An 18,231-nucleotide genomic window follows, 5' to 3' on the forward strand; every position below is an offset into this window, starting at 1 on the left:
GTCCCTTCCGTCGTACCACGGCACCAGACCCACGCCGTACGCCAACAGACTAACGGCGCGACCCCTCCGGTTTCCCGGCCTCCACAGGCTGTGTGAGGTCAGGGCCGGCCCGGCCACGTGCACCCACGCATACGTGGTTCAGGGCCGCTCTTCTCGATGTCCGGGCTGTTTCACGTGAAACCGGGACGGGCCGCTACTCCACGGGCTTCGCGTAGTGCAGGTCCACCGTGCCCGCGTAGCCGGGCAGTGTCACCGTCCCGTTGTCCTCGACCTGCCAGCCGAGCCCGTAGACGTTGACGTACACCATGTAGTTCTGGATCGCCGGCGAGGCGCTGAGCGCCTTCTTCAGCTTCCCGGGATCACCGACCGCCGTGATCTTGTACGGCGGTGAGTAGACGCGGCCCTGGAGGATCAGGGTGTTGCCCACACAGCGCACGGCGCTGGTGGAGATCAGCCGCTGGTCCATGACCTTGATGCCCTCGGCGCCGCCCTGCCACATCGCGTTCACCACGGCCTGGAGGTCCTGCTGGTGGATGACCAGATAGTCGGGCTGCGGCTCGGGGTAGCCGGGGAGCTTCGCGGTGGCGTCCGGCGGCGCGTCGTCGAGGGTGACCGTGATCGCCTCGCCCTTGAGCTTCTGCGTGCCGGCACGCTTCTCCAGGGCGGCGAGCTTGTCGTCCTCCGCCTTGGTGCTGCCGTCGTCGCGCTCGGCGAGGGCCTCCACGTCGTCGCGCAACACTCCGTTGGACTCCTCCAGCTCGCCGTTCTTGCGGCTGCGCTCGTGGATCAGGTCGGAGAGCTTCAGCAGCGAGGCGTCCGTGCGGATGTTGGTGCCCTTGGCCGTGTCGAAGCTGGTGAAGAAGATGAGTCCCGCCAGAGCGAAGACACCCGCGGTGAGGATCCGCACGGGCCGGAGACGGCGTCGGCGGGCAGGACTGGATTCCTTCCCGGGGAAGTCGGCAGAATTGCTCAACGTACCCTTATCTCCTTCGGCGCCGTGGAAGCACTACGCTAACGGACGCCCGGGGGAGTGCTCGGAGTCCCCTTGTACGCTGCCCCGAGCCCGACCCAGTTCCCTGCGCGGCCACGCAGCGCATCGACAGGAGAGACCCTCGTGCCGAAGTCACGTATCCGCAAGAAGGCCGACTACACGCCACCGCCGGCGAAGCAGACGACCGCGCTCAAGCTGACCAACCGTGCCTGGGTCGCGCCGGTGATGCTGGCCATGTTCCTCATCGGCCTGGCCTGGATCGTCGTCTTCTACGTCACCGACGGTTCGCTGCCCATCGACGCCCTGGGCAACTGGAACATCGTGGTGGGCTTCGGGTTCATCGCCGCCGGGTTCGGCGTCTCCACCCAGTGGAAGTAACGCCCGCCGTACGGTGAGCGCTCCTCTGCCCAGGGCTGTCCATCAGCTCTGGGCAGGGTTGTCCTCTGGGTTATCCACAGGCCTTGTCCACATGTGGATAGGAGACCCGATCTGTGGATAACTTTCAGGCCGTTGACGCCGGTGTGACAGAAATACCAGTAACCGAAAATCTGTTCGCACACAGCCTGAGCTGCGGAAACGCTGGTCGATCACCCAGCGCACAGCCTTCCCCGCACCCTGTGCACAAGATCCGACACCTACTGTGGACAAACTCGGGGCTCAGGTAAGCTGCGCCGTCCTCAACAGGGTCATCAGGACGACCACGGCCAGGACCAGCGCACATGTGCCGTACTGCACCAACGCCCGCCGCTCGCGCGGGGCGTGCACCATGGCGTACCCGATCACGACACCGGCGACGAGCCCTCCGACATGGGCCTGCCAGGCGATGTTGCCCCAGCCGAACGTGATGATCACGTTGATCACCAACAGGGCGATGATCGGCCGCATGTCGTAGTTGAGCCGGCGCATCAGTACGGCGGTGGCACCGAACAGCCCGAAGATCGCTCCGGACGCACCGAGTGAGCCCTGGTTCGGGGCGACGATCACGTACGTAAGCGCGCTACCCGCGAGCCCGGAGACCAGGTAGAGGGCGAGGTAACGGGCTCGACCGAGCGCCTCTTCCAGAGGTCCGCCGATCCACCACAGGCTGAGCATGTTGAAGATGATGTGGATGTAGCTGCCGTGCAGGAACATCGCTGTCAGCAATCGGTACCACTGCCCCTCCGTGACGCCTTCGACCGATCCGAGGAGGGGGATGTACGCACGGCCGATCAGCTGGAAGTGGTCGGTGAAGCGGTCGCCGAGCGACAGCTGGACCAGGAAGACGGCGAGGCAGAACCCGACCAGGATCTTGGTGATCAGCCGGGGATCGGCGGCGACGGCTCCACCGGCGAGCGTGCGGGGCATGGAGGCCGTCGGCGCGTGCCCCGTGCCGGAACCGCTGCGGACACACTCCGGGCACTGGAACCCGACCGAGGCGTCGACCATGCACTCGGGGCAGATCGGCCGCTCGCACCGGGTGCAGCGGATGCCGGTCTCGCGGTCCGGGTGGCGATAGCAGACGGGGACGCGCTGGGCGTCCTGCGGACTGCCGGCTGCCTGGTCGTCCATGGGATCCCCTAGGTCGTGTGGAAAAGCCCCGCCCCGCCCATCCTTACGGATGAGCGGGGCGATTGGTTCCCTTCGAGGGCTTTCGCACTCCGGGGACGAGGTGTCAGCCCTTGCTGATCTCGCCGATCACGACCGACTCGATCACGACGTCCTTCACCGGACGGTCGGTGCGCGGGTTGGTCTGCGCGGACGCGATGGCGTCGACGACCTTCTGGCTGGCGGCGTCGGCGACCTCGCCGAAGATGGTGTGCTTGCGGTTCAGCCAGGCCGTCGGGGCGACGGTGATGAAGAACTGCGAGCCGTTGGTGCCCGGGCCGGCGTTGGCCATCGCCAGCAGGTAGGGCTTGTCGAAGCGCAGGTCCGGGTGGAACTCGTCCTCGAACTGGTAGCCGGGACCACCGGTGCCGTTGCCCAGCGGGTCTCCGCCCTGGATCATGAAGCCGCTGATCACCCGGTGGAAGACCGTACCGTCATAGAGCTTGTCCGTGGTCTTCGCACCGGTCTGCGGGTGAGTCCACTCCCGCTCGCCCTTGGCGAGCTCGACGAAGTTCTTGACCGTGATCGGCGCCTGGTTCGGGAAGAGCCGGACCTGGATGTCGCCGTGGTTGGTCTTCAGGGTGGCGTTGAGCTGCTCAGCCACGATGTGCCTTCCGTTGTCTTTCCGTGACTCCCTGATCCTCGCACGGACGGGGCGCGCAGTCGCCCGGCGTCCGTACACAGGTGGGGAACCGGGCCGTTCCGCTTGCACGGAACCCGGTGAGTGGTCCCGCGCCGGGGGCACATGGCGGCGATCCGTGGCATTGTCGACGACAAGCTCCCGTTGCCCGGATTCATCCTTTATCACAGTCGATATCACCATCGAACAAGTTCATCGGCACCCGGATGCCCGTCCGCGCATGCCGCGCGGTGACCCGGCAGGCATGATCCGTAAAAGGGTGGAAAGTCGAAATACCGTACGCCACCGAGGAGGAGGAACCCGTGACCCGCATCGACAGCGTGCGCGCCGCGACCGGTTCGGCGAAGGACAGCGTGCTGCACGCCGCGGAAGTGGTGGCGCCCTACGCCGACACGGCCAAGGTCAGGGCCGCGCACTACGCGCAGGAGGCCCGCGTACGGCTCGCGCCCATGGTGACGCAGGCCGCAGGCCAGGCCCGCGTCCAGTACGGCGCCCATGTGCAGCCGTATCTGGAGCAGGCCCGGACGCATGTGCCGCCGAAGGTCGACCTGGCCGCTCACCAGGCCGCCGACCGCACCCGCAAGGTCGCCCGGCAGGCGGCGGACTACTCCCGTCCGAGGATCGAGCAGGCGGTGGCCGCCGCCGGTCCCGTGACGGAAGAGGCCGCGGCCCGTGGCGCGGCAGCACTGGTCGCGCTGCGCGGCCAGGTTCCGGCGCGGCAGATCCAGAAGCTGGTCCGCAAGCAGCGGCGGCGGGCGAAGGCCGGCCGTGCCGCGAAGGTGGTCCTGCTCCTGGGCACCGTGGCGGGCGGCGCCTTCGCCGCCTGGAAGTGGTGGGACAAGCAGGCCAACCCGGACTGGCTGGTGGAGCCGCCGGCCGCGACGGATGTGTCGTCGGGGTCGGCCAAGCTGACGTCGGTGGACGGCAGCAGCGGGGCCACGCTCGACCCGGAGGTCGAGGCCAAGGAGGCCGAGGAGGAGGCCGCCCGGCGCGACGACCAGACCTGACGCGCGGCGGCGTCAACGGCGCGGTGGGGCAGGAGACTTGGGTGTCTCCTGCCCCACCGCGCCGTTTCACGTGAAACAAGAAACCCCTCCCACCGCGTTTCCGCAGGTGAGAGGGGCCCGAATGTGGAGCCTAGGGGAGTCGAACCCCTGACATCTGCCATGCAAAGACAGCGCTCTACCAACTGAGCTAAGGCCCCGGAGGAAAGCGTCCACCTGCGAGAACCGCATCCCGGTGGGCGCCTGGGACCAGAGTACCGGGTCCCCCCGGGGATTCCGCAAAAAGATTGGGGGTCCCCGTGACCAACCACTCTCCGTAAGATGCTCGGACGTGGTTCGCTACAGCGAACCACGGTTCTTGGGGAAGCGATGGGGAGACGCAATGGACGCCGCACAGCAGGAAGCCACCGCAAGAGCGCGGGAACTGCAGCGGAACTGGTACGGGGAGCCGCTGGGGGCGCTCTTCCGTAGGCTCATAGACGACCTGGGCCTCAACCAGGCTCGTCTCGCGGGGGTTCTGGGACTGTCCGCACCGATGCTGTCGCAGCTGATGAGCGGCCAGCGGGCGAAGATCGGGAATCCCGCCGTGGTGCAGCGGGTGCAGCTGCTGCAGGACCTGGCGGGGCAGGTAGCCGACGGCAGTGTGAGCGCGGCCGAGGCGACCGAGCGCATGGACGAGATCAAGAGGTCACAGGGGGGCTCGGTGCTCAGCAACACCACGCAGACGACCAGCAGTTCGGGGGCACCCACGGTCAAGCGGGTGGTCCGCGAGATCCAGTCCCTGCTGCGTTCGGTGGCCGCCGCCGGCGACATCATCGAGGCCGCCGACACCCTCGCCCCCACGCACCCCGAACTGGCAGAGTTCCTCCGGGTCTACGGCGCGGGCCGCACCTCCGACGCGGTCACGCACTACCAGTCCCACCAGAACTGATTCCCCGCCCGGCGGCCGAAGGGGGGTCCGGCCGCCGGGACGCGCGGAAGACGGGGGGACACCGCAGGGGAAGGGCGACGCACAGCGATGGGTGAGGTCTTCGCCGGCCGGTACGAACTGGTCGATCCGATCGGGCGCGGGGGTGTCGGTGCCGTCTGGCGTGCCTGGGACCACCGCCGCCGCCGTTATGTGGCCGCCAAGGTCCTGCTGCAGAGCGACGCCCACTCCCTGCTCCGTTTCGTGCGCGAGCAGGCGCTGCGGATCGACCATCCCCATGTCCTGGCGCCCACGAGCTGGGCCGCCGACGACGACCAGGTCCTGTTCACCATGGACCTGGTCGCCGGCGGTTCGCTGGTCCACCTGGTCGGCGACTACGGTCCGCTGCCGCCGGCCTTCGTCTGCACCCTGCTCGACCAGTTACTGTCGGGGCTCGCCGCGGTGCACGCGGAGGACGTCGTGCACCGTGACATCAAGCCCGCCAACGTGCTCCTGGAGGCCACCGGCACGGGCAGGCCGCGGCTGCGGCTGTCGGACTTCGGCATCGCGATGCGGCTGGGCGAGCCCCGGCTGACCGAGACCAACCTGGTGGTGGGCACGCCGGGTTATCTCGCGCCGGAGCAGCTGATGGGCTCCGAGCCGGACTTCCCCGCCGACCTGTTCGCCGTGGGCCTGGTGGCGCTGTATCTGCTGGAGGGCGCCAAGCCGGACGCCAAGGCCCTCATCCAGTACTTCGCCGACCACGGGACGCCCGGCACGCCCCAGGGCATCCCCGAGCCGCTGTGGCAGGTCGTGGCCTCACTGCTCCAGCCGGATCCGCAGGCGCGGTTCCGTACGGCCACGGGGGCGCGGAAGGCGCTCTCGGCCGCCGCGGAGCTCCTTCCGGAGCCCGGCCCCGACGACGAACTGATCGAGATCTTCGACCAACTGGGACCCCTGCCCCCGGGGTTCGCCGCGGACGGTCCGCTGAAGCGGGCTTCGGGCGTGGTGCGTACGGCCCCGGAGGAGGAGCGGGGCTCCTCGCCCGGCTCCGGATCCGGCCGGGACACGGACGGTGCGGACGCCTCCGGCGGCACGACCGGCCCAGGGTCCGTCCGGCCGGCCACGGCGGCGGGCGCCGGCACAAACGCCGGAACCGGCTCGGGGGAGCTCGGGGCGGGCCCGGACGGGTCAGGGGCGCTCGGTGTGGGCCCGGACAGGGGCGTCGTACCCGCCGATCCACGTCTGGGCGCCGCGTCCGGCGCCTTCCCGCAGCCGCCCGGCATGTCGGACACCGGGAGCTTCCCCCTGCCGCCGCCCCGGGCCACGATCACCTCCTCCCCCGCGCCCGCTCCGCCGCCCCCCGAACGGGCCCCCCAGTGGCCGGTACAGCACCAGTCGGCCGCCGTGTCCCCCCACGACCCCACCCATCAGCTCCGCTCCCCCCTGCCACGGCCGGCCGCGCGTCCCGACGCCTCCACCGCGGAGTACACCGCCCAGGCCTCGCAGGCTCCGCCTCTGGGCGAGGCACTGTCACAGCGTGGGTCCACCGCCCCTCGGACCCATCGCCGGCGCAGCCGCCGCCCCGGTCCTCCGGCACAGGTGGTCGTTCCCCTGCTGCTGCTGGCCCTGGCCTGCTACGCCGTGGGGTTCTGGGCCCTCACGCGCGTCTGACCGCCGCTGTCCGAGCCGTCCACGGCCTACGGCACGGCCCGCCGCCGGGCCGCCAGCGTCCACACACCGAGCCCCGCCAGCAGCGCGGTACCCGTACCGATGCCGCCCACCGCGAGCGCCCGGAAGGCGGCGTCGTCGCCCGCGTCCTCGCCCTCGGCCGCCGTCTCCCGGTCCTCCTCCGTGACCGTGAAGGCGTCCGGCGGCACGGGCTCCCCCGCGTATCCGGGCCCGTCCTGTGCCGCACCGCTCAGCCGCACCCGCAGCGTCAGCGGGACGGGCCCGTCGCCGAAGTCGTCCGCCACCGCGGCCGAGAGGTGCGCGACGAGGTAGTAGGAGCCGGCGAACCGCATCGCCCCGACCTGGCGGCCGGCGGCGTGCCGGTTGACGTACGCGACCGGCGGGAGGGGCGCGAGGCTCTCCGCCTTCTGGCCGCCGTCGTAGCCGACGCCCACGTCCACGACGTGACCGCGTACGGGGTTGTAGAGGTCCAGGTCCAGCGCGGCGGCGGTGTAGCCTCTGACGCCCTTGCTCGAACCGCCCAGTTCGGCGGTGGCGTAGAGCTGCCGTCCCCAGTCGACGGGGACCTTGTAGAAGAGTGTCTGACCGGGGCGGATGTCGTCCCGCCAGACTCCCTGGCCGACGGGGGTGGCCCGGGAGAAGCCCGCGCCTCCGGAGCGCCGTTCGGGCTTCCCGGTGAGGGGCTGGGGCGGGGCGGAGTTCCACTCCTTCGGCGCACTCGTCGCACCGGCCTGCTCCAGAGGGGGCTCCGCCACCGCGGTGAGCTCCGTCTCCCAGGGGCCGGGGGAGGAGCCCTCCCCGTCCGGGTCGACGCGTTCGACGCTCAGGTAGTACGTACCGGCCTCCTGGCAGAGCGATCTCCTGGGGGAGATCTCCCGCATGGCCCACGCGGCGACCGGATGCCGGCTGCCGGCGGTGCCGAAGCTCGCCGTGTCCACGTCGCAGGAGCGGCCCTCGCCGTCCTGCACGGACACCTTGACCCCGTCGATGACGGAGGCGGTGCGGCCGGCCGGGGGTACGGCGGTGGCGGAGACGTAGGTGCTCGTGGTGGCGTCGAGTTCGAGGCGGTAGTAGACCGCGCCGCTCGCCGGGAGGGTGCTCCGGTAGGTACGGCCGGGCTCCAGTCGTTCCACGGCGTCCGCGGTGCTCACGGAGCCGTCGATCCTCCGCGCGTCCTCGGCGAAGGCGTAGGCCCCGATGCCTTCGGCGGCCTCGTCCGCGACGGCCACCCGCCCCGGCGGCACACCGGCCAGTCCCAGCACCGTCACGGACACGAGCGTCACCACGCCCGCACGTCCGCCGGCCGAGGGCCCGCCGTGCCCGGACCGGGCCCTGCCCCGCCGTCCCCTCACGCGCCCACCCCTCGTCGTCGCCCGGACGTCGCACCGCGCCCATCCTGCCCCGCGGACGAGGTCCTCCGACAAGTCCCCGGCACACACAAAACCCCGACCGCGCGGGCGGCCGGGGTCTGTTCAGCGTCGGATATCGGTACTCACGAACCCGTGGGCACGGAGTCAGTCGCCTCCGTCCACAGATCCTGCTCGGCGCGATCCGCCTGGATCTGGCGGTACACGAGGAGCCCGCCGATGGCGGCCAGTGCGACCAGGAGAAGCTTCTTCACCGCGCGACCTCGTCTTTCCTTGACGTAGGGGACCTCTGGCGCCCGACTATACACACCGGTCGATACCGATCGGTGACCTGCGTCGACCCCTCCAACTGCCCTCCGGCACGGCGCAGTAGAAGCGGAGTACGGCGATCCGGCCGGAGGGTGATCACATCCGCACGGACGGTCACTTTGGCGGCTTCTCCGCCACCTCCGCATCTTTTCTCCGCTTATGCACCCATCCGTGTGGTGTTCATCTGAACATCCACGCGCCACGGGCGTCGGTCCACCACTTCGCGGTCCCCATACACATCATGAGGGAAGTACGCAAATCGCCCAACCCGAAAGTGAGGGGCCATGGCCCGGAACAAGGTCATGAAGCTGTGGAACGCCATCGTCACCGCCTTCCTCGCGCTGTGCACGGCGCTCGGACTCATCACCACGACCGCTTCCGCGGCCGTACCGCAGACCGACAAGACGCGCAACAGCGACAGCACCCCGAACGTGTCGGCGACGACGACGCCCCCGCGGTCCTGGCCACTGTCCAGGGCCCTGCCCCCCACGATGAAACAGCGCATCCACGCCGAGGCCCACGGCAAGTCTCCCAGTTGCCGGCACCGTCCGTCCTCGGACACGACGGCGGAGTCCGACTCCGCGGACTGCTCCGACGGCACGGTGTTCACCCGCACGGAACCCGCCACCGGCCGCATCCCCCTCCAGCGCTGATCACGGAGCCTCCACCACCCTCTCCTCGCGCCGTCGCCGCTTCCCCGAGTCCTGGCGAACTCGCGTACAGCACCACGGCCCGAGCCGACACCAGAAGACCCCGGTCGACATCCGACCGGGGTCTTCTTCGCCGTCCACGGCAGGGGACGGATGTCAGCCACTGCGATCGCTTCAAGGTCATCACCTGGGGCTCGTCCCTCTGGGCAAGACCCTGGGGTGCCGTTCACCGGCTGATGTGCCCCGTGAATGACAAGACCCCCAACCGTGATCGGTCGGGGGTCTTCTCGCTGGTGGGGCTAACAGGATTTGAACCTGTGGCCTCATCCTTATCAGGGATGCGCTCTAACCAACTGAGCTATAGCCCCGCCGCGCTCTGCGGTGTGTGTTCCGCGCGCTGACTCCTGAAGATTAGCGCACGACCGGGGCAGTCCCAAAATCGGTTGTCGCGGGACCCTCAAAACGGGCGGGGAGACCGCTGTGAGCAGCTCACTCGTCCTCGGCCAGCGTCAGCTCGACACCGCCCACGAAACCCGCGGAGAGGTTGTAGATGAACGCGCCGAGCGTCGCCAGCGCCGTCGCCAGGACGACGTCGATGACCGCGATGATCGTCGTGAACATCAGGACGTTGGGCAGCGACAGGAACGACTGGAGGTCGAAACCGTTCGACTCGTTGGAGCCGGTCGCCTCGGAGATCGTGCTGCCGACCGTCGAGAACACGCCCATGGCGTCCATGACCATCCACAGCACCGCGGACGCGACGATCGTGCAGATGCCGAGCGCGATGGAGAGCAGGAAGCTGACCTTCATCACCGACCACGGGTCGGCCTTCGACACCCGCAGACGTGCCTTGCGCACGCGCGGGGTGGTGCGCGCCCCCGTGCGGGGACGTCGTACCGCGCCGGTCTGGCCGGCCGCCGTACCGGTCTGCGCCGGGTAGGCCTGCGGCGGGTGGTACGGGCCCGCCTGCTGCTGCGAGTGCCGTTCCCCCGGCAGTGGTGAGGCCGTCTGAGCGGCGGCGCCCTGGCCGGGCGCGGCCTGCTGCGGGCCTCGGGTGTCCGTCACGGTTCCCCCCTGGGATCCCTGCCTGTCGGACGAGGAGGCGTCCTTGGCGGGCGGCTTGATCGCTTTGAGATTGGTCGTGTGCGGATCCGCCGCCCGCGCGGCGGAGCCACGGCCGCCGCCGTCCGTTCCCCTGCTGGTACCGGCCGGTCCGGCGCCCGTGGCTCCACTCACGCTGACTCACTCCTCGTGCTACTCGGCCGAGGGCGCCTCACCCTCGTCCGTACTGGTGGTCGCGTCCCCGTCGGTGGTCTCGTCCACGGCCACGTCGCCGTCGACTTCCTCCGCCTCGCGTCCGGCCTCGGCGTTACGGGCGATGCCGACCACGGCATCGCGCTTGCCCAGATTGATCAGTTGGACGCCCATGGTGTCACGGCCGGTTTCCCTGATCTCGTTGACTCGCGTACGAATCACACCGCCCGACAGCGTGATGGCGAGGATCTCGTCGGTCTCCTCGACCACCAGCGCGCCGACGAGGGTGCCGCGGTCCTCGACGATCTTGGCAGCCTTGATGCCGAGGCCGCCGCGACCCTGGACGCGGTACTCGTCGACGGCGGTCCGCTTCGCGTACCCGCCGTCCGTGGCAGTGAACACGAACGTACCGGGTCGAACAACATTCATCGAGAGCAGCTCGTCCCCCTCACGGAAACTCATGCCCTTGACGCCCGAGGTCGCGCGGCCCATGGGACGGAGTGTGTCGTCCGTCGCCGTGAACCTGATCGACTGTGCCTTCTTGCTGATCAGCAGCAGATCGTCGTCGGCCGAGACGAGTTCGGCGCCGATCAGTTCGTCGTCGGAACCGTCCTCCTGCTCCCGCAGGTTGATCGCGATCACACCGCCCGAGCGCGGGGAGTCGTAGTCCTTCAGCGACGTCTTCTTCACCAGGCCCGCCTTGGTGGCCAGGACCAGGTAGGGCACCGCCTCGTAGTCGCGGATCGCGCGGATCTGGGCGATCGTCTCGTCCGGCTGGAAGGCCAGCAGGTTCGCCACGTGCTGCCCGCGCGCGTCCCGGCCGGCGTCGGGCAGCTCGTAGGCCTTCACCCGGTAGACCCGGCCCTTGTTGGTGAAGAACAGCAGCCAGTGGTGGGTGGTGGACACGAAGAAGTGGTTGACGATGTCGTCTTCCTTGAGCTTCGTGCCGCGTACGCCCTTGCCGCCGCGCTTCTGGGCCCGGTAGTCGTCGGTCTTGGTGCGCTTGATGTAGCCGCCGCGCGTGACCGTGACGACGATGTCCTCCTCGGCGATCAGGTCCTCGATGGACATGTCGCCCTCGTAGGGGATCAGCTTCGTCTTGCGGTCGTCGCCGTACTTCTCGACGAGCGCGGCCAGCTCCTGGCTGACGATGCCGCGCTGGCGGACCGGGGAGGCGAGGATCTCGTTGTACTCGTTGATCTTCGCCTGGAGTTCGTCGTGCTCCTGGACGATCTTCTGGCGCTCCAGGGCGGCCAGCCGGCGCAGCTGCATCTCGAGGATGGCGTTGGCCTGGATGTCGTCGATCTCCAGGAGGTCCATCAGGCCCCCGCGCGCGATCTCCACGGTGTCACTGCGCCGGATCAGCGCGATGACCTCGTCGATGGCGTCCAGGGCCTTCAGCAGGCCGCGCAGGATGTGCGCCCGCTCCTCGGCCTTGCGCAGCCGGAAGCGCGTACGGCGGACGATGACCTCGATCTGGTGGTTCACCCAGTGCCGGATGAACGCGTCCAGGGAGAGTGTGCGCGGCACGCCGTCGACCAGCGCCAGCATGTTGGCGCCGAAGTTCGACTGCAGGTCGGTGTGCTTGTAGAGGTTGTTCAGGACGACCTTGGCGACCGCGTCCCGCTTCAGCACGATGACCAGGCGCTGGCCGGTCCGGGACGACGTCTCGTCGCGGACGTCCGCGATGCCGCCGATCTTGCCGTCCTTCACCAGGTCGGCGATCTTCTGCGCGAGGTTGTCGGGGTTGGTCTGGTAGGGCAGCTCCGTGACCACCAGGCACTGGCGGTTCTGGATCTCCTCGACCTCGACCACCGCGCGCATGGTGATCGAGCCGCGGCCCGTGCGGTACGCCTCCTCGATGCCCTTGCGGCCGACCACGAGGGCGCCGGTCGGGAAGTCGGGGCCCTTGATGCGCTCGATGAGCGCGTCCAGCAGCTCCTCGTGCGAGGACTCGAAGTTCTCCAGGTACCACTGGGCACCGGCCGCGACCTCGCGCAGGTTGTGCGGCGGGATGTTGGTCGCCATGCCGACCGCGATGCCGGCCGAGCCGTTGATCAGCAGGTTCGGGAAGCGGGCCGGCAGGACGGTCGGCTCCTGGGAGCGGCCGTCGTAGTTGTCCGTGAAGTCGACGGTCTCCTCGTCGATGTCACGGACCATCTCCATCGCCAGCGGCGCCATCTTCGACTCGGTGTACCGCATGGCCGCCGCCGGGTCGTTGCCCGGCGAGCCGAAGTTGCCGTTGGAGTCGACGAGCGGCATCCGCATCGACCAGGGCTGGGCGAGGCGCACCAGGGCGTCGTAGATGGAGGTGTCACCGTGCGGGTGGTAGTTGCCCATGACGTCGCCGACGACGCGGGCGCACTTGTAGAAGCCGCGCTCGGGGCGGTAGCCACCGTCGTACATGGCGTACAGCACGCGGCGGTGCACGGGCTTGAGGCCGTCACGGACGTCCGGCAGCGCACGCGAGACGATGACGGACATCGCGTAGTCGAGGTAGGAACGCTGCATCTCCGTCTCGAGCCCGACGGGCTCGACACGCATCGCCAGGGCGTCACCCTCGGGCGTCGTCACAGGAGTGTTCTCGTCGGTCATTGCTGGTGAAGGTCCTTCCTGGTGCGGTCAGCTGAGACCGACTCAGATGTCGAGGAAGCGGACGTCCTTGGCGTTGCGCTGGATGAACGCGCGGCGGGCTTCGACGTCCTCGCCCATGAGGACCGAGAACAGGTCGTCGGCCTGGGCGGCGTCGTCCAGGGTGACCTGGCCGAGGACCCGGTGCTCCTGGTCCATCGTGGTGACGCGCAGCTCCTCGGCGTTCATCTCACCGAGACCCTTGAAGCGCTGGACGGAGTCCTCGCGGATACGCTTGCCGGCGTTGCGGCCCATCTCGATCAGCGCGTCGCGCTCGCGGTCGGAGTACGCGTACTCGAAGTCGTCCCGGCCCCACTTGATCTTGTAGAGCGGCGGACGGGACAGGTACACGTGCCCGGCCTCGACCAGCGGCCGCATGAAGCGGAACAGGAAGGTCAGCAGCAGGGTGTTGATGTGCTGGCCGTCGACGTCGGCGTCCGCCATCAGAATGATCTTGTGATAGCGGAGCTTCTCGATGTCGAAGTCCTCGTGCACACCCGTGCCGAACGCGGAGATCATCGCCTGGATCTCCTGGTTCTGCAGGATCCGGTCGATGCGCGCCTTCTCGACGTTGAGGATCTTGCCGCGGATCGGGAGGATCGCCTGGTACTGCGGGTTGCGGCCGGACTTGGCCGAACCGCCGGCGGAGTCACCCTCCACGATGAAGATCTCGCACTTGGTGGGGTCGTTCGACTGGCAGTCGGACAGCTTGCCCGGCAACGACGCCGACTCCAGCAGGCCCTTGCGGCGGGTCAGGTCGCGCGCCTTGCGGGCCGCCACGCGCGCGGTGGCCGCCGCGATGCCCTTGCGGATGATGTCCGCGGCCTCGTTGGGGTTGCGGTCCAGCCAGTCGTTGAGGTGCTCGTAGACGACCTTCTGGACGAAGGTCTTCACCTCGGTGTTGCCCAGCTTGGTCTTGGTCTGGCCCTCGAACTGCGGCTCGCTCAGCTTGACCGAGATGATCGCGGTCAGACCCTCGCGGATGTCGTCGCCCGTGAGGTTGTCGTCCTTTTCGCGCAGCAGCTTCTTGTCCCGCGCGTACTTGTTGATGAGCGAGGTGAGCGCCGCGCGGAAGCCCTCTTCGTGCGTACCGCCCTCGTGGGTGTGGATGATGTTGGCGAAGGAGTACACGCCCTCCGTGTAGCCGCCGTTCCACTGCATGGCGACCTCGAGGGACAGGTGCCTGTCCTTGTCCTCGGCCTCCAGGTCGATCACGGTGGGGTGCACCACGTCCCCCTTGCGGGAGTTGAGGTACTTCACGAAGTCGAGGATGCCGCCCTCGTAGTGGTACGAGACGGCCTTGACCTCGTGCTTCTCGTCCTCGCCCGCCTCGTCCGCACCGGCGGTGGCCTTCGCCGACTCGCGCTCGTCGGTGAGGTTGATCCGCAGGCCCTTGTTGAGGAACGCCATCTCCTGGAAGCGCCGGGAGAGCGTCTCGAAGGAGTACTCGGTGGTCTCGAAGACGTCCGGGTCGGCCCAGAAGGTGACCGTCGTGCCGGAGTCCTCCACCGCCTCGTGCTTGGCGAGCGGCGCGGTCGGGACGCCCAGCTTGTAGTCCTGCGTCCAGCGGTAGCCGTCGCGCTTGATGTCGACGGACACCCTGGACGACAGGGCGTTCACGACGGAGACGCCGACACCGTGCAGACCACCGGAGACCGCGTAGCCGCCGCCGCCGAACTTGCCGCCCGCGTGCAGCACTGTCAGCACGACCTCGACGGCCGGCTTCTTCTCGACGGGGTGGATGTCCACCGGGATGCCACGGCCGTTGTCGACGACCCTGACGCCGCCGTCGGCGAGGATCGTCACGTCGATCGTGTCGGCGTGACCGGCCAGCGCCTCGTCGACGGAGTTGTCGACGACCTCCTGCACCAAGTGGTGCAGTCCTCGCTCACCGGTGGAACCGATGTACATACCGGGTCGCTTGCGGACCGCGTCCAGACCCTCGAGGACGGTGATCGCACTGGCGTCGTACGAGGCGGTGACCTCGTTGCCCGAGGTGGTCGCCGCGGTGTTCACGCCGGTGTCGGTGGACGGGATGTTCTCGTTGGGGTTGCCGGAATCGGCCACGAAGCGCCCTTTCTGGCACAGCACGAGCCGGGCTCGTCGGCAGGTTGCCGGAGCGGCTGCGGCATGTTGCGTTGGTAAGCCTTGATCAGCGTTGCTCAGCTTTTCCCGGGCGGTCCCCACGTTCGGGGCGGGATTGCCTTCCATTCTACCGGTAGCACTGACATCGATGGGGGTTTGCCGGTACCTGAGTCCGCATGTGCCGCCCTCAACCGGTCTCGTCCGACTCCCGATATGCGGATGGGGGCTCCAAGAGCCCCACGAGGGCACTCAGCGCTTCGGGCCGTCAACCCTTGGCTACTTAGGAGTCAGGTGGCGATTCGCAACCGTGTGCGGTGCCACGACGAAGCGGGCACCGGCGGCGGGACAGCGCTGTCGAGACCCGTGTTGTGATGTCCATCACGTAGGGCTGAAGGGCCCGGAACGGGCGCCCGATCACCCGTACGTGTCCCCGGGACCCGTGCTTCCGGGAGCGCGCAGGGGCCCGAAGCGACGGACGGGACCGCCGGGGCCGACGACCTTGATCAGCCGCACGGTGCCGTGCCCGAGATCCTCGTTCAGACGCGCGACCAGAGTCGGCGCGAGCAGCCGCAGATTCGTCGCCCACGCCGTGGAGTCGCAGCGCACGACCAGCACCCGCTCGTCCTCGTCGTACCGCTCCGGCTCGCAGTGCTTGGCCACGTCCTCGCCGACGATCTCGGGCCAGCGCCCCATCACCCCGCCCACCGCGGCCGGGGCCTCCCAGCCGCGCTCGCTGAGCAGCCGGTTGATCGCCGGGCCGAGCGCCATCGGATCACGCCGGTCGGCGCGCGCGCCGGAACGCAGGCCACCGCGCCGCGCCTGCTTCTTCTGCTGCACCGCGTCCCCACGCGCGCGTGCCGCCTCCTTGGCCGCGCGCAACGCCACGCGCGCGAGGTCGACACCGGACGGCTCGGGGGCCTTCCCGGCACCGCTTTTGGGCGTGCCCTGGTCGCTCATACGCGCTCCACCGTCCCCTCGGCCACGGCGAACCGCGCACCCGCCAGCACATGGGGCACGTCGTCGTCGACCGCCGCGGTCACCAGGACCTGCTCGCCGGGCGCCACCAGCTCGGCCAGCCGCTCGCGCCGCCGCGCGTCCAGCTCGGCGAAGACGTCGTCGAGCACCAGCACCGGCTCGTTGCCCTCCGCCCGCAGCAGGTCGTAGGAGGCCAGACGGAGCGCCAGCGCGTACGACCAGGACTCGCCGTGGGAGGCGTAGCCCTTGGCGGGCAGCTGGCCCAGCTTGAGCAGCAGGTCGTCGCGGTGCGGGCCGATCAGGGTGACACCCCGCTCGATCTCCTGCTTGCGTGCCTCGGCGAGCGCGGCCATCAGCTGCTCGAAAAGGTCCTCGCGCGTGTGGGCCTCGCCGGGCGCGGACGGCTTGTACTCCAGGGCGACCGGTCCGCCGCCGGGCGCGAGCTGCTCGTACGCCTTGTCGGCCAGCGGCTGGAGCGTGGCGATCAGGTCCAGCCGCTGCGCCAGGAGCTCGGCGCCCGCACGCGCGAGGTGCTGGTCCCAGACGTCGAGCGTGGACAGGTCCAGGGTGCGGCCGCCGTGCCGGCGCGCCAGCGCGGCCGACTTCAGCAGGGTGTTGCGCTGCTTGAGCACCCGGTCGTAGTCGGAACGGACACCGGCCATGCGCGGGGAGCGCGCGGTGATCAGCTCGTCCAGGAAGCGGCGCCGCTCACCGGGGTCGCCCTTGATCAGGGCGAGGTCCTCGGGCGCGAACAGCACCGTGCGGACGATCCCCAGCACGTCCCGGGGTCTGACCTGCGAGGACCTGTTGATGCGGGCACGGTTGGCGCGGCCCGGGTTCAGCTCCAGCTCGACGAGCTGCTGCCGCTCGCCCTGCCGGACCTGGGCCCGGACGATCGCGCGGTCGGCGCCCATGCGGACCAGCGGGGCGTCGGAGGAGACCCGGTGGCTGCCGAGGGTGGCGAGGTAGCCGACCGCCTCGACCAGGTTCGTCTTGCCCTGCCCGTTGGGTCCGACGAAGGCCGTCACCCCCGGGTCGAGCGGGACCTCGACCCGGGGATAGGACCGGAAGTCGGCCAGCGACAGATGCGTGACGTGCATGGTCGTTCCGCCGACCTCCCCCGGCGTTGCGGACCGCGGAAACGGTCCTGTGGATACGGTCCTGTGCGTACGGGACGTGCCCTGTGGACTACTTCTTCTCGACCGCGTGGCCGCCGAACTGGTTCCGCAGCGCCGCGATCATCTTCATCTGCGGCGAGTCCTCCTGACGGGAGGCGAACCGCGCGAACAGCGAGGCGGTGATCGCCGGCAGCGGGACCGCGTTGTCGATGGCGGCCTCCACAGTCCAGCGTCCCTCACCGGAGTCCTGTGCAAAACCCCGGAGCCCGTCCAGGTGCTCGTCCTCGTCCAGGGCGTTCACCGCGAGGTCGAGCAGCCAGGAGCGGATGACGGTGCCCTCCTGCCAGGAGCGGAACACCTCCCGGACGTCGGTCACCGAGTCGACCTTCTCCAGGAGCTCCCAGCCCTCGGCGTAGGCCTGCATCATGGCGTACTCGATGCCGTTATGGACCATCTTCGCGAAGTGGCCCGCACCGACCTTGCCCGCGTGCACCGAGCCGAAGTCGCCCTCCGGCTTGAGGGCGTCGAACACCGGCTGCACCTTGGCGACGTTCTCCTTGTCACCGCCGTACATCAGCGCGTAGCCGTTCTCCAGGCCCCAGACGCCGCCCGAGACGCCGCAGTCGACGAAGCCGATGCCCTTGGCCGCCAGCTCCTCGGCGTGCTTCTCGTCGTCCGTCCAGCGGGAGTTGCCGCCGTCCACGACGACGTCCCCCGGCTCGAGCAGCTCGGCGAGCTCGTCGATCGTGGACTGGGTCGGCCCGCCCGCCGGAACCATCACCCACACCACACGGGGGCCGCTGAGCTTGTCCACAAGCTCCCGCAGGCTGTGGACATCGGCGAGGTCCGGGTTGCGGTCGTATCCGAGGACGGTGTGACCCGCGCGGCGAATCCGCTCGCGCATGTTGCCGCCCATCTTGCCGAGGCCGACGAGACCGAGCTCCATCAGTTGTGATCCTTAGGTATGCGACGTGGCGTGACGGCACGTACGTGCCGGCGTCCGAGCCTAAACCCGGACGCCCGC

At 69.3% G+C, this 18,231-nt stretch carries 16 protein-coding genes and 2 tRNA genes; 5 read left to right on the forward strand and 13 right to left on the reverse strand.

The window, feature by feature from the left end:
* Positions 1 to 193: 193 nt before the first annotated feature.
* Positions 194 to 973, reverse strand: a complete 780-nt coding sequence (locus AMK33_RS15030; RefSeq protein ID WP_073933308.1) for a DUF881 domain-containing protein — start codon at positions 971 to 973, stop codon at positions 194 to 196.
* A gap of 141 nt (positions 974 to 1,114) precedes the next feature.
* Between AMK33_RS15030 and crgA the strand changes: the two genes are divergently transcribed.
* The gene (gene crgA, locus AMK33_RS15035; RefSeq protein WP_030857015.1) at positions 1,115 to 1,369 is read left to right on the forward strand and encodes a cell division protein CrgA; all 255 of its coding nucleotides are present in this window, start codon (positions 1,115 to 1,117) and stop codon (positions 1,367 to 1,369) included.
* A gap of 279 nt (positions 1,370 to 1,648) precedes the next feature.
* Here crgA and AMK33_RS15040 read toward each other — a convergent pair whose 3' ends face one another.
* Both AMK33_RS15040 and AMK33_RS15045 read right to left on the reverse strand, forming a co-directional pair.
* The gene (locus AMK33_RS15040) at positions 1,649 to 2,539 is read right to left on the reverse strand and encodes a rhomboid family intramembrane serine protease (RefSeq protein WP_073933309.1); all 891 of its coding nucleotides are present in this window, start codon (positions 2,537 to 2,539) and stop codon (positions 1,649 to 1,651) included.
* 103 nt (positions 2,540 to 2,642) lie between these two features.
* Positions 2,643 to 3,179 (reverse strand): peptidylprolyl isomerase, encoded by a 537-nt coding sequence (locus tag AMK33_RS15045; protein WP_073933310.1) that lies wholly within the window; start codon positions 3,177 to 3,179, stop codon positions 2,643 to 2,645.
* Between the two features lie 338 nt (positions 3,180 to 3,517).
* Here AMK33_RS15045 and AMK33_RS15050 point away from each other — a divergent pair, with 338 nt between their 5' ends.
* A complete protein-coding gene (locus AMK33_RS15050) occupies positions 3,518 to 4,222 on the forward strand; it encodes a DUF5324 family protein (protein ID WP_073933311.1) in 705 nt (234 codons plus the stop codon).
* Positions 4,223 to 4,346: 124 nt separating this feature from the next.
* Here the strand turns inward: AMK33_RS15050 and AMK33_RS15055 are convergent.
* Positions 4,347 to 4,419, reverse strand: a tRNA-Ala gene (locus AMK33_RS15055).
* A gap of 182 nt (positions 4,420 to 4,601) precedes the next feature.
* Here AMK33_RS15055 and AMK33_RS15060 point away from each other — a divergent pair.
* Positions 4,602 to 5,150 carry a helix-turn-helix domain-containing protein gene (locus tag AMK33_RS15060; RefSeq protein ID WP_073933312.1) on the forward strand — a complete coding sequence of 183 codons (549 nt, stop codon included), beginning with the start codon at positions 4,602 to 4,604 and terminating at the stop codon, positions 5,148 to 5,150.
* 87 nt (positions 5,151 to 5,237) lie between these two features.
* Positions 5,238 to 6,800 carry a serine/threonine-protein kinase gene (locus AMK33_RS15065; protein WP_073933313.1) on the forward strand — a complete coding sequence of 521 codons (1,563 nt, stop codon included), beginning with the start codon at positions 5,238 to 5,240 and terminating at the stop codon, positions 6,798 to 6,800.
* A 26-nt stretch (positions 6,801 to 6,826) separates the two neighbouring features.
* Here the strand turns inward: AMK33_RS15065 and AMK33_RS15070 are convergent, their stop codons facing one another.
* A complete protein-coding gene (locus AMK33_RS15070; protein ID WP_443030919.1) occupies positions 6,827 to 8,086 on the reverse strand; it encodes a hypothetical protein in 1,260 nt (419 codons plus the stop codon).
* A 224-nt stretch (positions 8,087 to 8,310) separates the two neighbouring features.
* On the reverse strand, positions 8,311 to 8,439 hold the full coding sequence (locus tag AMK33_RS15075) for a DLW-39 family protein (RefSeq protein ID WP_003999697.1): 129 nt from the start codon (positions 8,437 to 8,439) through the stop codon (positions 8,311 to 8,313).
* A gap of 339 nt (positions 8,440 to 8,778) precedes the next feature.
* Between AMK33_RS15075 and AMK33_RS15080 the strand changes: the two genes are divergently transcribed.
* Positions 8,779 to 9,147, forward strand: coding sequence for a DUF6344 domain-containing protein (locus tag AMK33_RS15080; RefSeq protein ID WP_073933314.1), 369 nt, complete (start codon positions 8,779 to 8,781; stop codon positions 9,145 to 9,147).
* A 288-nt stretch (positions 9,148 to 9,435) separates the two neighbouring features.
* Here the strand turns inward: AMK33_RS15080 and AMK33_RS15085 are convergent.
* The 7 genes from AMK33_RS15085 to gnd all read right to left on the reverse strand — a co-directional run bounded on the left by AMK33_RS15085 (position 9,436) and on the right by gnd (position 18,153).
* Positions 9,436 to 9,512 (reverse strand) — tRNA-Ile (locus AMK33_RS15085).
* A 121-nt stretch (positions 9,513 to 9,633) separates the two neighbouring features.
* Entirely contained in the window at positions 9,634 to 10,380 is a 747-nt protein-coding gene (locus tag AMK33_RS15090) for a DUF3566 domain-containing protein (RefSeq protein WP_073933315.1), read from the reverse strand.
* Positions 10,381 to 10,398: 18 nt separating this feature from the next.
* Positions 10,399 to 12,993 carry a DNA gyrase subunit A gene (gene gyrA / locus AMK33_RS15095; RefSeq protein ID WP_073933316.1) on the reverse strand — a complete coding sequence of 865 codons (2,595 nt, stop codon included), beginning with the start codon at positions 12,991 to 12,993 and terminating at the stop codon, positions 10,399 to 10,401.
* A gap of 42 nt (positions 12,994 to 13,035) precedes the next feature.
* Entirely contained in the window at positions 13,036 to 15,096 is a 2,061-nt protein-coding gene (gyrB, locus tag AMK33_RS15100; protein ID WP_201263028.1) for a DNA topoisomerase (ATP-hydrolyzing) subunit B, read from the reverse strand.
* A gap of 432 nt (positions 15,097 to 15,528) precedes the next feature.
* On the reverse strand, positions 15,529 to 16,071 hold the full coding sequence (locus AMK33_RS15105; protein ID WP_073933318.1) for a DUF721 domain-containing protein: 543 nt from the start codon (positions 16,069 to 16,071) through the stop codon (positions 15,529 to 15,531).
* Positions 16,068 to 17,189 carry a DNA replication/repair protein RecF gene (gene recF / locus AMK33_RS15110; RefSeq protein WP_073933319.1) on the reverse strand — a complete coding sequence of 374 codons (1,122 nt, stop codon included), beginning with the start codon at positions 17,187 to 17,189 and terminating at the stop codon, positions 16,068 to 16,070. Before recF ends, AMK33_RS15105 begins: the two co-directional genes overlap by 4 nt.
* An 88-nt stretch (positions 17,190 to 17,277) precedes the next feature.
* A complete protein-coding gene (gene gnd, locus AMK33_RS15115; protein WP_030857037.1) occupies positions 17,278 to 18,153 on the reverse strand; it encodes a phosphogluconate dehydrogenase (NAD(+)-dependent, decarboxylating) in 876 nt (291 codons plus the stop codon).
* Positions 18,154 to 18,231 lie beyond the last annotated feature (78 nt).

Source organism: Streptomyces sp. CB02400 (genome assembly GCF_001905725.1).
GTDB lineage: Bacteria > Actinomycetota > Actinomycetes > Streptomycetales > Streptomycetaceae > Streptomyces > Streptomyces atrovirens.